This window comes from Brevibacillus brevis, assembly GCF_001039275.2.
Classification (GTDB): domain Bacteria; phylum Bacillota; class Bacilli; order Brevibacillales; family Brevibacillaceae; genus Brevibacillus; species Brevibacillus brevis_C.
The window spans coordinates 2,625,021-2,638,790 of record NZ_CP030117.1; the positions used below are offsets into that span (position 1 = coordinate 2,625,021).

Genomic DNA, 13,770 nt, shown 5'->3' on the forward strand with positions numbered 1-13,770 from the left:
GATAGGATACACATATGGATGATTTGACCATTTCATCTTACATGAATAACGAGGGAGTGATCACGGTGAATAAAAGCAAAACACTGCCGAAACGCAGTGACGTCCCCGCTGAATACAAATGGCGTCTTGAGGACATGTATCCCACTGATAATGATTGGGAAGCGGACGTACAAAAAGTAAAACAGCTCACAGAAAAAATCGCAGCAATGAAAGGCTCTCTGGCTACTTCCGGTAAACAGTTGCTGGCCGTGTTGACTCTGCAAGATGAATTATTGAAGACGCTTGATCAAGTGTACGTCTACGCACGTATGCGTCGAGACGAAGACAATGCCAACAGCAAGTATCAAGGGCTGACTGACAGGGCGACCAGCCTTAGTACGCAGGTATACGGTTCCATTTCGTACATACAGCCAGAGATTTTGGCGATTGCCACGGAAGATTTGCAAACGTGGATCAAGGAAGTTGAAGGACTTGAGCACTACCGCATTTTATTAGAAGAGATTACTCGCTTCAAGCCACATACGCTATCCGCAGAGGAAGAAGCATTGCTGGCAAATATGAGCGAGCTTGCATCTTCTCCATCCAAAATTTTTGGGATGCTCAACAACGCGGACATGAAATTTCCGATGATCACGGATGAAAACGGCGAGGAAGTCGAGCTGACCAAGGGACGCTACACGCAGTTCATGGAAAGCAAAGACCGACGCGTGCGCAAAGATGCATTCGAGGCGCTGTACAGTACGTATGGCAAGTTCCGCAATACGATCGCAGCCTCGTTGACATCTGCCATCAAAGGGGATGTTTTCTACGCACGGACGAGAAAATATCCGTCTGCCCTGTACGCTGCCTTGTTTGCCGATAATGTGGAGCTCCCTGTTTACGATAACCTGATTGCAACGATCCATGAGCATCTGCCGCTCATGCACCGATACATTGCCTTGCGCAAAAAATTATTGGGCGTAGATGAATTGCACATGTACGATTTGTACGTGCCGATCGTACCTGAGACGGACATGAAAATCCCGTATGATCAGGCTGTTTCAACGATTAAAGAAGCTCTTCATCCACTGGGTGAGGAGTACGGTCGCATTTTGGATGAGGGCTTTTCCAACGGTTGGATTGATGTGCATGAAAACGAAGGGAAGACAAGTGGAGCCTATTCATGGGGTGCCTATACGTCACATCCGTTTGTACTCATGAACTATCAGGACAATGTCAACAACATGTTTACGCTAGCGCATGAGATGGGGCATGCTTTGCATAGCTACTATTCCAATCACGCACAGCCTTACACGTATGCCGATTACAAGATTTTCGTAGCAGAAGTGGCTTCTACACTGAACGAAGCACTACTGATGAATCATTTGCTCGAGACGACGACTGACAAGAAACAACGCATGTACTTGATTAATCATTACCTGGAACAGTTCCGTGGAACGGTATTCCGTCAAACGATGTTTGCTGAGTTTGAGAAAATTGTGCACGCAAAAGAAGAGCAGGGAGAGCCGCTGACAGCCGAATCTCTCAGTACGATTTACCGTGAGCTCAATGTTTCCTATCACGGACCGGACATGGTTGTAGACAGCGAGGTAGATTTGGAATGGGCACGAATCCCTCATTTCTATCGCGGCTTCTATGTGTATAAGTACGCGACTGGCTTCTCCGCCGCGACGTCTCTTTCCAAGCAGATTGTGGAGGAAGGCCAGCCAGCCGTAGATCGTTATTTGCAGTTCCTCAAGGGCGGCAGTTCAGATTATCCGCTTAATCTGCTCAAGGGCGCAGGCGTAGACATGACGTCGCCAACACCGATTGCAGAAGCATTGAGTGTCTTCAAGGAATTGCTCGAGGAACTGGAACAACTGATAGAACAATAACAGGGCTCAAATTCAAAAGGCAGTTCAAGTCTATGACTTGGCTGCTTTTTTTGTAAATTTTTCCTCAGGATCGTCCAAAAAAAGGTAACTTTCCCAGTTTTCTTGCGTATCTATTTATGCGCTGTTAGGTACTGTTCTCCGTCTCGGGGCGGATATGAATTTCCACCCGCTGACTGTTTTGCAGCAGAGGTAAAAACTGGCACAATTACGCCATGAGGAATGATTGTGAAAATTTGGAGGAATTCTTGTGAAAAAACGGGCATCAATTATTCTGGCATCGGTAATGTTGGTCACTGCTGGTTGTTCAGCACCAGCACCAGAGGCACCGCAGCAGACAGAGGCAAAGGCGAAGGTAGTAGAAGTAGTGAAGGTTCAAAAAGCAACAAAGCCAGTGATGCTCGCAGTCACAGGGATGGTAGAAGCCAAGCGGGACGCGGTGTTATCGTTTGGTACAGGCGGAACGATCTCCGCGATCTCTGCGACCAAAGGAGCAAAAATCGCACAAGGTCAGTTATTGGCCACATTGGATACCCGTTACCATCAAAAAGAAATTGCAGCGGCACAGGGGCAAGTAGAGGAAGCAGCAGCGCGGAAAATCAAGACGTTAAAGGGCGCGACAGCAGAAGCACTTGAGCAGAAGCGTCTGCAGGTAAAAAGCGCGCAAGACAGTCTGGATAAAGCAAAGCAGGATCTCGCAACAAGTGAGAAGCTATTAGCTGGTGGAGCCATTTCGCAAAACGAAATAAATGCGAGTAAACGGGCTGTTACACAAGCAGAGATTACACTGCGTGACGCTCAGTTGTCTCTGAATGAACTGCAAAAAGGAGCGGAACCAGAAGATGTCATGGTCGCCAACGCATCGATTAAAGCTGCTGCCGGCGGTGTAGACCGTGCGAAGAAGAGCTTGGATGATGCGAAAATTCAGGCGCCATTCGCAGGAACAGTCGTGGATGTGAAATTGCAAATTGGAGAGCAGGTGTCTCCCGGTCAGGAAATCATTCGCCTCGTCGACCTGTCTGAAGTGAAGATAACCTTGGATGTTTCCAATGATTTGATCAGTCAGTTCCATGAAAAAACGAAGGTGCAGGCGCTATCTGACGATGGAAAGAAAAGTGAAGGAACGATTGCCTTTATATCTCCAGTTGTGAACAAGGATACAGGTAAATACCGCGTCGAAATCACGATTCCGAATGCAGATGGTTACTGGCGTGGTGGAATGGCCGCAACAATTGAGGTGCCTCGCCAAGTAAATGGCTTCCTCGTACCGCTGGAAAGTGTCGGCGTGAGTCAAACAGACCATTACGTAATGGCAGTAGAGAATGGACTTACTGTAAGAAAACCAGTGAAGACCGGTCAATTGGTCGGAGACTCCATCGAAATCGTATCTGGAGTGAAAGAAGGCGACCAACTCCTGCGCAGTGGAATTACATTCTACGTCGAAGGGCAAAAAGTAGAGGCGAAGGGAGAATAGTTACATGAACAAGGTGATTCTCTTTTTGCTGAAAAGACAGCTAATCGTCTACTTGTTTACATTTTTACTCGTGATTGCAGGTTTGGGGTCCTTATTCAGCTTTAATATCGAACTCGTTCCAAAAACGAACTTTCCTGATATTTACGTAAGAATTTCCGGTGGTGCACTGCCACCAGAAGAGATGGAAGAAAAAGTAACGAAGAAAGTAGAGCAAGAACTAAAATCGATTAATGATATTAAAAAATACTCTTCTTCAACAAGTGCAGGTTCTGTCAGAATCAATATTTCAGCAAATGAAGGTAAAGGCGAGCAGGTTAAGCAAGATGTACAAAATGCCGTCAACCGTCTCCGAAACGGTTTTCCGAAAGCTGTTGACTCTGTAGATATCTCCCAGAGCAATATGGGTAGCGATCAAATGATTGATTTTGCCGTCGTGGGAGCAGAGCCGAAGACCATGCTGAGTTTGGCAAAAACTTCAATCAAGGACCGCATTGAAGAAGTCGAGGGAGTCAAGGAAGTAATCGTAGAAGAGAAAAGCTTCGAGAATAAAATTACCATATCCTTTTTGCCACAGCGATTGAATGCCTATCAAACAACGCCAGCGGCTATCATTTCACAGCTTCAGGATACAAACTGGAAGCAAGGGATTGGTACACTGGAGAACACGGGATTTGATACAGTTGTCATGATTGACAATACTTATCAGACTCCACAGGAAATAGAGGCACTGCCAATTGATACACCGAGAGGAACCGTTTCTCTGAATCAACTGGCACAAATTGAAGATTTGCGTGGAAAAGTGAAAGACTTCGTCGCTCTGACAAACGGTTCCGTGTTTATTCAACTCAGCGTGACGCGGGCAGACGGCTATGACTTGATCACAACACAAAAGAATGTAGAAGAAGTCGTTCGCAAAATGAACACAGAAGCAAACGGTAAATACAACATCAAAGTCATGTTCGAAGGAGCTTCCTTTGTTGAGCACGCCGTGAGCAACCTCAGCCGGGATGTCATGATTGGTGGGGCGCTTGCGATCATCATCTTGTTCGTCTTCCTACGCAACTGGAGGGTCACACTCGTTATCGCTACTACATTGCCGCTCTCTGCGTTCATGACGTTCATCGCGATGAAACTCGCAGGCTACAACATTGATATGATCAGTTTGCTGTCCTTGAGCTTGTCAGTCGGCTTGATCGTCGATGCCGCTATCGTCGTATTGGAAAGTATCTATCACTACCGGGAAAAGGGCGAAGAGCTGAAGCAGGCTATTATTAAAGGAACGAGAGAAGTTTTGACACCTGTGTTCACCTCCCAGCTCACGATCATCATCGTCTTTTTGCCACTTGTCTTCGCGGATTTTGAAGATTGGCTGAAACCGGTTTTGGCTACAATCGCCTTTACGGTATCCGCTGCCATTATTGCATCGACGATCGCTGCTTACTTCTTCGTTCCCGTGTTTTCCAATCGCTTCTTGCAGAAGGATAAGCACGTTTCGCTAGAAGGAGAAGGCAAGGAACACTTTATCATTCGCGTATTCAGCGGCATTTTACATGTAGCGATTAGACATCGGATAAAAACGGTTTTACTCGCAGTAGCATTGCTGGTTGGTGCCGTTTTCCTCACACCTTTTATGAAAATGGGTCAAGGGATTAACCCGAATGAAAATATCGTCTTTGTCAATATGAAAATGCCAATCGGAGCTACGTTGGAAACAGCTCAAAAAGCAGCCGTCACCGCGGAAACATCGCTGCGGGAGATCCCGGAAATCAAGGATGTATTCTTCTTTACTTCCAAGGAAGAAGCAACATTGTTCATTTCCTTAATTCCGAAGACGGACAGAACACGTGATAAGGACGCTTTGAACGAGGATATTAACAAGCGCCTGAATGAGACCCCAGGAATCGAATCTGTCTCCATGTCTTTCGGACAACAAGGCGGAAGCGGCCCGATCCAACTGGATGTTTACGGGGATAACATGGAAGTCATGCGGAAGATCGCAACCGATCTGGAAACGATGCTTGGCACGATCAACGGGCTCACCAACATTCGTAACGATTTTAAAGAAGGAAAAGAAAAAGTTACGTTGCTGCCAAAACAAGAAGCGCTTACCAGACTGAATGTCGATCATCGTTCGCTTTTGCAACAACTGAGCGTGTTAATCGGCAACCAACCAATTACGTCCATCACACAAGATGGAATCGAAGTCGACATCGTTGCCAAGATGCCGGACAACTGGCTGAAGCACCCGGATCAGCTCAAAACGATTATGGTTACATCGAAAGACGGGGCAGCAGTACCTTTGGCAGATCTGGTGGAAATGGAGTACAGTAAGTCTCCGATCACGATTGAGCGGAAAGAAGGCGAACGCATCGTTACGGTTTCTGCCGAGATGCTGGGAAGTGATTTAGGGGCAGTAGGCCGTGAACTAAATGAGAAATTGCCAACCGTACCTGTACCAGCAGGGTATAATGTCGAAATCGCTGGTAAGCTAAAAGAGCAAAGCACGAATATGAGCCAGGGGATATTCGTATTCCTGGGGGTTCTGGCTCTGATTTACGTCATCATGGTTGCCCAGTTCGGACGGATGTCCCAACCGTTTATCATCATGCTGACGATTCCAATGGCCTTGGTCGGTGTTGTGCTTGGATTCGTCCTTACGCAGCGGACATTCGGTGAAATGGCGATGATCGGGATCATCATGCTTGTCGGTATCGTCGTATCCAATGCGATCCTCTTGATCGACAGGATCAACCTGCTGCGCAAACGTGGAATGGAAACCGCAGAGGCGATTATCCAAGGAACGAAGGAACGTATTCGTCCCGTTATCATGACGAAGCTGACGGCGATTCTCGGGATGCTGCCGATGGGTCTTGCCATGGCGGAAGGCTCTGATTTGGAAGCACCACTCGCAACAGCCGTTATCTCCGGCTTGATTTTCCACACGATTGTAACACTGGTGCTCGTACCAGTCCTGTACTCCCTGTTTGAAGGGGCGAAGGCAGGAAGACTGGCACGAAAAGCTGCTCGCCAGGCGAAGCGCGAAGCGAAACGAGCAGCAAAACAAAACAAAGATAAGAATGTACCTCCGACAGAGGTATAGTGATTCGCAAGAGAAGGGGAGTATGTGCTGCACCCCTTCTCTTTTTCTTTTCCTTCGTCTGAAAGTTCTGTAGAATAAAGAGATCAAGATACATACATGAGTGGACCATGAAAGGAGCATGCACATGGATCTATTTTTGCAAGGAAAAACGGCTCTAGTACTCGCCTCATCAAAAGGATTGGGGAAGGCAACAGCGCAGTGCCTCGCCCAAGAAGGAGCGAATGTTACGATATGCGGTAGAGATGAAGCTGCTCTGGAAATCGTTCGTGCAGAGATCGAACAAGCTACTGGAAAATCACCTCTTGCCGTAACCGTGGATGTGACGAAGGAAGAAGATATCAAGCGGGTTGTCGAAGCAACGGTCAAGCATTTTGGCAGCGTCGATATTTTAATCAACAATTCAGGTGGACCTGCAACAGGTAGATTCGATCAGCTCACCGACGAACAGTGGATGCAAGCCTTCCAGCTAAATTTGCTCAGCTATGTACGTGCCATTCGTGCTGTTTTACCGCATATGCGAGCGAACCAATTTGGAAGAATCATCAATTTCGCTTCCTCGTCCTTTAAACAGCCAATTGAGAATTTGCTTCTGTCCAATACGTTTCGTACTGGGGTATTGGGCTTATCCAAGACGCTTTCTTCAGAACTAGGACCGGATGGGATTCTGATAAACACCATTGGGCCAGGTAGAATTGCGACGGATCGGGTGGCACAACTGGATGGACTTACCGCAGAGGCGAAGAGTATCAGTGCTGATGAAGTTAGGGAAAATTGGGAGAAGCAAATCCCATTGGGCAGATACGGCCAGCCTGACGAGTTTGCTCGCATGGTGACGTTCTTGGCTTCGCCAGCCAACAGCTACGTGACAGGTCAATCCTTCCTCGTCGATGGTGGGTTGATCCGAGCGATCTAATAAAAGAGAGGGGAATTCCTTTGAGTAAAGAGAGCTCATTTGATATCGTGTCCAAGGTAGAGTTGTCCGAAGTGAACAATGCGATTCAGACCGCATTAAAAGAAATAGAAAATCGCTTTGACTTCAAAGGGAGCAAGAGCAGCATCTCTTTGGAAAAGGAAGAGCTCGTCCTCGTCTCCGATGATGACTTCAAGCTTAGTCAGGTAAAAGATATTTTGCTTGGTAAGCTCGTCAAACGGGATGTCCCGATCAAAAACCTTGACTACGGAAAGGTCGAACCAGCAGCGGGTGGTACAGTCCGTCAGCGTGTAAAGCTAGTGCAGGGGATCGACAAAGACAATGCGAAAAAGATCAACAGCATCATCAAAGATACAGGACTCAAAGTGAAAACACAGATTCAAGACGATCAAATTCGCGTGACGGGAAAAAGTAAAGATGAATTACAGCAAATCATCAACGCAATTCGTAAGGCTGATCTGCCTTTGGAAGTACAATTTATTAACTACCGCTAATTACTAGAAAAGTTTTTGCTTCTAACTCTCTTCACTCTCGCATATGCATGTACAAATAAGTGACAAGCACTTGCGAAAGGGAGAGTAGAGACATGAAGGTCTTTATTATCAGTATGCGCAATCTCATTTTGGGCGGAATTGTGTTCCTTGTAGCACTAGTGGCGGGCATCGTACTTCTGGTCAAAGACCCTCTGAGCGTCTCGGACTCCTATCGACCGTCAGACCCGACTACTTCTGTTACAGCGACGGCACCCATGAACCAGCCAGCAGGGTCAGAAAAGCCAGCGCTGAATATGGAGGTCAAAATGGATGGGACGACGGCAGAAGTATCCTTGCTTACAGAGAACTTCACGTTTGTTCAGGACAATGGAGAATTGGCCGAGGCACCAGTCTTTGGTGAGGGGCACGCACATTTATACCTGAATGGCGAACCAAAAGGGATGATTTACCAACCAGAGTTTTTACTGAAAAAGTTACCTAAGGGAGAGCATGAAATTCGGGTAGAGCTCAACTACAGCAACCACCTGCCATACAAGGTAGAGGCTACGAAAAAAATCGTCGTGAAGTAAAACAGATGGCGTTCCACAACAGGGACGCTTTCTTTTTCGTCAAAAGAAAGGGGCGTTCTTGATATGGAAAAATCGTCATCATCGAGGGAAGAATTATTAGCCGGAGGAAACGTAACGAACGTTTACCGTTCTGGCAATACAGTCAGAAGGGAAGTAAAGCCAGGGAGCAAGAACATTCATGAATTATTGAAGCACTTGGAAAGAAAAGGCTATCCGTATGCGCCGAAATTTTTAGGCATGGATGAAAAGGGGAGAGAAATCCTGTCCTTTATAGAGGGAGAGGCAGGTCATTACCCTTGGAAGGAATATATGAAGTCAGACGAAGCGTTACAAGTAATTGCGAAAATGCTTCGGTTTTATCATGACGCTGTGAGTGATTTTCCTTTCGATGATCTGTGGCTTTCGTTCGTTCACACACCTGGTCCGCGTGAAGTCATCTGTCATAACGACTTTGCTATGTACAATATCATTTTCAATCAACAAAAACCGATAGGCATTATCGATTTTGATTTAGCGGCTCCGGGTCCAAAACTTTGGGATATCGCCTATACGCTCTATACCTGCGTGCCTTTGAGCAGATTTTCTTTAACGGAATCCGGAGAAAAAATCCATTACCAACCATTGGTGCATGCCAACCAGCGAAAACAGCGAGTGGCCATGTTCTTTGAGTCGTACGGGATGGAAATGAAGGAAGGTACGCTAGAAATGGTCTTGCTCCGTTTAGAAGGACAATGCAAAACCATTGCCAAAAAAGCCAGTGAAGGCGATGCTGCTTTTCAAAAGATGGCCGAAGAAGGACATATTCTTCACTATCAAGAAGACATCGCATTTATCAAGGAACACATGAACGAATGGTTATAGAACGCTAACGGAAAAGAAGGGATTGTGGCGTAAAAGAAGAATCCTACAGAATAGTCTGAATGTTTTGGGGGTGCTTATATGATTCATATGACCACAATCGGCAACATGTTAGACGACACAGCGAGTAAGTATCAGGAAAAGGAAGCGCTGGTTTATCACGAACGAGGGCTTCGCTATACGTTTGGAGAATTTCAAGCGATATGCAATCAGGCAGCGCGGGGATTTATGTCTTTGGGCATTCAAAAAGGGGAAAATATCGCGATTTGGGCAACGAATGTACCAGAATGGGTGATTTCGCAATTTGCTACAGCGAAAATAGGTGGTGTACTGGTAACGGTCAATACGAGCTACCGGGTACATGAACTGGAATATTTGCTGCGTCAATCCGAATCGACGACGCTTCTCTTAATGGATTCCTATCGCGATGCGAATTATCTTGCCATGATTCAAGAGATTTGCCCGGAGTTACAGACATGTGAACCTGGAGCGCTACAATCCAAAAGGCTTCCGCATTTAAAAAATGTGATTTATCTAGGGAATGAGCGACAACCCGGAATGTTTTTGTGGAGTGATTTGCTCGAACGTGCAGCATGGGTCACAGAAGAAGAGCGGATCGCGCGCCAGGCGACGCTCTCACCTGATGATGTCATCAATATGCAGTACACATCCGGCACGACCGGTTTTCCAAAGGGAGTCATGCTGTCGCATGTCAATATTGTCAATAATGCCATCAAGGTAGCAGAATGTCAGCGGCTCGGGTTTGAGGATAAGGTGTGTATTCCTGTGCCGTTTTTCCACTGCTTTGGCTGTGTGATGGGGACCTTGGCATGTGTGGCGACAGGTGCGACGATGGTTCCTGTCATCGCCTTTGATCCCGGTGTCGTACTTTCGGTTGTGGAGGCCGAACGCTGCACAGCACTGTATGGTGTACCCACGATGTTTATTGCCGAATTGAACCATCCGACGTTTGCCGAGCGTGATCTGAGCTCGCTGCGAACAGGCATCATGGCTGGTTCTTTATGCCCGATTGAGGTCATGAAGAAGGTCGTCGATCAAATGGGAATCCGTGACATCACAATTGCGTACGGACAAACTGAAGCTTCTCCTGTCATCACACAGACCGTACCAGAGGATTCTCTCGAGCGAAAAGTATCCACTGTCGGTCGTTTGCATGCAGAGGTAGAAGCAAAAATCATCGATCCGGCGACAGGTGACATTTTGCCGTCAGGTGCACAAGGCGAGCTGTGCACCCGAGGATACTTGGTCATGAAAGGCTATTACAACATGCCAGAGGAGACAGTAAAAGCAATCGATCACGAAGGCTGGCTACATACCGGAGACTTGGCAACCGTCGATGAAGAAGGCTACTATCGGATTACTGGCAGGCTGAAAGACATGATCATTCGCGGAGGGGAAAATATTTATCCTCGTGAAGTGGAAGAATTCCTCTATACACATCCAAAAGTGTTGGACGTCCAGATTGTCGGTGTACCTGATGCCAAATACGGAGAGCAGGTTTTGGCGTGTATTCGGGTAAAACCTCACGAAACGTTGACGGAGGAAGAGGTACGGGACTATTGTGAAGGGAAGATCGCTCATTACAAAATCCCTCGCTACATACAGTTTGTAGACGAATATCCGATGACCGCTTCCGGTAAAATTCAAAAGTTCAAGCTACGAGAGCAAGCGTTGCAGCTATTTGGGCAAAGCAACCCAAACCAGACGGGAACGGCATAGGATAGGTTCAAGCGCTAGGGAGATGCTCCTGGCGCTTTTTTTAGATAGTTCTTTACTTTCAAGTAACTCTTGACTAAGATTAGTGAAAATCAAAAATAAGAGAGGTGCAGCCTAGGATGGAAGTTAGATTTTTGGGACCAGACGATGCAGAAGAGTTGGTAAAGATTAGACTGGAAGGGCTGCAAACAGACCCAGACGCTTTTGGCTCTACCTATGAAGAGGCAATTCAGGTATCGATGGAAGAGTGGCTGCAAAGACTTTCTCAAGGGGAGTCAGGTGATAGCGGCTATTTTGGTGCATTTGTGGAAGGACAGTTGGCTGGGATCATTGGTTTTTTCCGCCACAAAGGGCTGAAAGCAAAACACAAAGCCTCTGTCGTCTCTATGTACGTACGTGAAGCGTATCGCGGGACAGGTGTCGCACAAGCGCTCATGCAGGCAGAACTTGCCTACTTAAAGGAGCGGGGAGATATCGATACGATACAGCTCGCGGTCGTCACGACCAATCCGGCTGCCATTCGTCTCTATGAAAAAATGGGCTTTATTCCATACGGTTTAGAGAAGCGTGCACTGAAAATCGGCGATCAATATTTTGATGAGAGCCACATGTATATTCTTTTATAAGACAAACATGAAAAAGCGAAGGCACTCAATCGTGGATGCCTTCGTTTTTTCTATGCGCTACGCTACGGATGGAAATTAACGACTTGCTTCGTATGCAGAAATCTTATCTTCATACTGCAACGTAATTCCAATATCGTCTAGACCATTCAGTAGGCAATAACGACGATAGGAGTCTACCTCGAACGGGTAGGAGAGACCTTCACTGTCACGAACGACTTGTTCTTGCAGATCGATGGTCAACTGGTAGTTCGGCTTGTTTTGAGCACGATTGAACAGTTCATCGACTTGCTCTTCACTCAACTTGATCGGCAGGATGCCGTTTTTGAAGCAGTTGTTGTAAAAAATGTCCGCAAAGGATGGAGCAATCACACAGCGAAAGCCATAATCCAGGAGTGCCCATGGAGCATGCTCACGAGAGGAGCCACAGCCAAAATTGTTGCGGGCAAGAAGGACAGTAGACTCCTTGTACGCAGGCGTATTCAGAATGAACGTATCGATTGGCGTACCATCGACAGTAAAGCGCCATTCGTAGAACAGGAATTGACCAAAACCGCTGCGCTCAATGCGCTTCAAGAACTGCTTAGGGATAATTGCGTCCGTATCTACGTTTACACGATCGAGTGGGGCTACCACTCCGGTGTGGATGACAAATGGATTCATTGGAATACCTCCTTGCTAGCGTTCTCGCTTTTCCATTCACGTACATCGACGAAGTGACCTGCGATAGCTGCTGCTGCTGCCATTTCCGGACTGACCAGATGAGTCCTTCCGCCGCGTCCTTGACGTCCTTCGAAGTTCCGGTTGGAGGTAGAAGCACAACGCTCACCCTCGGACAGGATATCCGGGTTCATCGCCAAACACATGGAGCAACCAGATTCGCGCCAGTCAAAACCAGCTTCTTGGAAGATGAGGTGCAAGCCTTCTTGCTCAGCGAGCTGCTTAACTGCTTGAGAGCCAGGAACGACCATTGCGTGTACGGAAGGGGAGACCTTGCGTCCTTTGGCCACTTCGGCTGCTTTGCGCAGGTCCTCGATCCGACCGTTTGTACAGGAGCCGATAAAGACGCGATCGATTTTGATTTCGCTCATAGGGGTGCCAGGTGCAAGGTCCATGTACGCCAGAGCATCTTGTGCCGCTTTTCGCTGTGCGGTTGTCTCGAATGACTCAGGGTTTGGAACGGTGCTCGTAATGTTCGTACCCATACCAGGGCTCGTTCCCCACGTCACTTGCGGTGCGATCTCGGCTGCCTCGATTTCTACACAAGCATCAAACGCTGCGCCTTCGTCTGTGCACAGCTCTTTCCAAGCCTCGACAGCTGCCAGGAAATCTTCCCCTTGCGGAACGTAGCGCTTGCCTTTCAAGTAGTCAAAAGTAGTCTGGTCAGGAGCGATTAAGCCAGCACGAGCGCCACCTTCAATCGTCATGTTGCACACAGTCATACGCTCTTCCATAGTCAGGTTGCGGATCGCAGCACCTGTGTATTCTACGACGTAGCCAGTTGCAAAGTCAGTTCCGTATTTTGCGATAATCGCCAAAATTAAGTCTTTTGCACTGACACCGAATGGCAGGTCGCCGTTTACGCGTACTTCCATCGTTTTTGGTTTGGATTGCTGCAAGCATTGTGTTGCGAGTACATGCTCCACCTCACTGGTACCAATACCGAAGGCGAGGGCACCAAATGCTCCGTGAGTGGAGGTGTGGCTATCACCGCAGACAATTGTTTTGCCTGGATGTGTGAGTCCGAGCTCAGGACCAATGACGTGGACGATCCCTTGATCCGGGCTGTTCAGATCTGCGAGTGTAATCCCGAACTCCTCACAGTTCGCCGTCAAGGTTTCCATTTGTTGACGAGAAATCGGATCCTTGACATTAAAACGGTCAGCAGTCGGTACGTTGTGGTCCATGGTTGCGAAGGTAAGCTCTGGACGGCGTACCTGGCGGCCAGCCAAGCGGAGTCCTTCAAAGGCTTGCGGCGAAGTCACCTCGTGAACCAGGTGCAGGTCGATATACAAAAGGCTCGGCTTGCCTGCCTCTTCGTGAATAACGTGATTGTCCCAAATCTTTTCAAACATCGTACGGGCTGTCATTATGTTTCCTCCTTCGTTCAAAA

At 47.5% G+C, this 13,770-nt stretch carries 11 protein-coding genes; 9 read left to right on the forward strand and 2 right to left on the reverse strand.

The window, feature by feature from the left end:
• Positions 1-14 precede the first annotated feature (14 nt).
• The 9 genes from pepF (at position 15) to AB432_RS13380 (ending at position 11,660) form a co-directional block, all read left to right on the forward strand.
• Positions 15-1,874 (forward strand): oligoendopeptidase F, encoded by a 1,860-nt coding sequence (gene pepF / locus AB432_RS13340; protein ID WP_048032685.1) that lies wholly within the window; start codon positions 15-17, stop codon positions 1,872-1,874.
• A gap of 247 nt (positions 1,875-2,121) precedes the next feature.
• Positions 2,122-3,345 carry an efflux RND transporter periplasmic adaptor subunit gene (locus tag AB432_RS13345; RefSeq protein ID WP_048032686.1) on the forward strand — a complete coding sequence of 408 codons (1,224 nt, stop codon included), beginning with the start codon at positions 2,122-2,124 and terminating at the stop codon, positions 3,343-3,345.
• A gap of 4 nt (positions 3,346-3,349) precedes the next feature.
• On the forward strand, positions 3,350-6,445 hold the full coding sequence (locus tag AB432_RS13350) for an efflux RND transporter permease subunit (protein ID WP_048032687.1): 3,096 nt from the start codon (positions 3,350-3,352) through the stop codon (positions 6,443-6,445).
• 124 nt (positions 6,446-6,569) lie between these two features.
• The gene (locus AB432_RS13355; RefSeq protein ID WP_048032688.1) at positions 6,570-7,358 is read left to right on the forward strand and encodes an SDR family oxidoreductase; all 789 of its coding nucleotides are present in this window, start codon (positions 6,570-6,572) and stop codon (positions 7,356-7,358) included.
• 20 nt (positions 7,359-7,378) lie between these two features.
• The gene (locus tag AB432_RS13360) at positions 7,379-7,870 is read left to right on the forward strand and encodes a YajQ family cyclic di-GMP-binding protein (RefSeq protein ID WP_048032689.1); all 492 of its coding nucleotides are present in this window, start codon (positions 7,379-7,381) and stop codon (positions 7,868-7,870) included.
• Positions 7,871-7,962: 92 nt separating this feature from the next.
• Complete coding sequence (locus AB432_RS13365) at positions 7,963-8,439, forward strand: hypothetical protein (protein ID WP_048032690.1); 477 nt, start codon at positions 7,963-7,965, stop codon at positions 8,437-8,439.
• A 63-nt stretch (positions 8,440-8,502) separates the two neighbouring features.
• On the forward strand, positions 8,503-9,300 hold the full coding sequence (locus tag AB432_RS13370; RefSeq protein WP_048032691.1) for a phosphotransferase: 798 nt from the start codon (positions 8,503-8,505) through the stop codon (positions 9,298-9,300).
• A gap of 78 nt (positions 9,301-9,378) precedes the next feature.
• Complete coding sequence (locus AB432_RS13375; protein ID WP_048032692.1) at positions 9,379-11,037, forward strand: AMP-binding protein; 1,659 nt, start codon at positions 9,379-9,381, stop codon at positions 11,035-11,037.
• A gap of 116 nt (positions 11,038-11,153) precedes the next feature.
• Positions 11,154-11,660 carry a GNAT family N-acetyltransferase gene (locus AB432_RS13380; RefSeq protein ID WP_048032693.1) on the forward strand — a complete coding sequence of 169 codons (507 nt, stop codon included), beginning with the start codon at positions 11,154-11,156 and terminating at the stop codon, positions 11,658-11,660.
• Between the two features lie 75 nt (positions 11,661-11,735).
• Here the strand turns inward: AB432_RS13380 and leuD are convergent, their stop codons facing one another.
• Positions 11,736-12,320, reverse strand: a complete 585-nt coding sequence (leuD, locus tag AB432_RS13385) for a 3-isopropylmalate dehydratase small subunit (protein WP_048032694.1) — start codon at positions 12,318-12,320, stop codon at positions 11,736-11,738.
• Positions 12,317-13,747, reverse strand: a complete 1,431-nt coding sequence (gene leuC, locus AB432_RS13390) for a 3-isopropylmalate dehydratase large subunit (RefSeq protein WP_048032695.1) — start codon at positions 13,745-13,747, stop codon at positions 12,317-12,319. The genes leuD and leuC overlap by 4 nt, the downstream gene beginning before the upstream one ends.
• Positions 13,748-13,770 lie beyond the last annotated feature (23 nt).

What these genes read in the sequence shown, in the direction of transcription:
- AB432_RS13380 (WP_048032693.1), top strand. Translation starts at nt 11,154, where the DNA reads ATGGAAGTTAGATTTTTGGGACCAGACGATGCAGAAGAGTTGGTAAAG.
- AB432_RS13365 (WP_048032690.1), top strand. Translation starts at nt 7,963, where the DNA reads ATGAAGGTCTTTATTATCAGTATGCGCAATCTCATTTTGGGCGGAATT.
- pepF (WP_048032685.1), top strand. Translation starts at nt 15, where the DNA reads ATGGATGATTTGACCATTTCATCTTACATGAATAACGAGGGAGTGATC.
- leuC (WP_048032695.1), bottom strand. Translation starts at nt 13,747, where the DNA reads ATGACAGCCCGTACGATGTTTGAAAAGATTTGGGACAATCACGTTATT.
- AB432_RS13350 (WP_048032687.1), top strand. Translation starts at nt 3,350, where the DNA reads ATGAACAAGGTGATTCTCTTTTTGCTGAAAAGACAGCTAATCGTCTAC.
- AB432_RS13375 (WP_048032692.1), top strand. Translation starts at nt 9,379, where the DNA reads ATGATTCATATGACCACAATCGGCAACATGTTAGACGACACAGCGAGT.
- leuD (WP_048032694.1), bottom strand. Translation starts at nt 12,320, where the DNA reads ATGAATCCATTTGTCATCCACACCGGAGTGGTAGCCCCACTCGATCGT.
- AB432_RS13370 (WP_048032691.1), top strand. Translation starts at nt 8,503, where the DNA reads ATGGAAAAATCGTCATCATCGAGGGAAGAATTATTAGCCGGAGGAAAC.
- AB432_RS13355 (WP_048032688.1), top strand. Translation starts at nt 6,570, where the DNA reads ATGGATCTATTTTTGCAAGGAAAAACGGCTCTAGTACTCGCCTCATCA.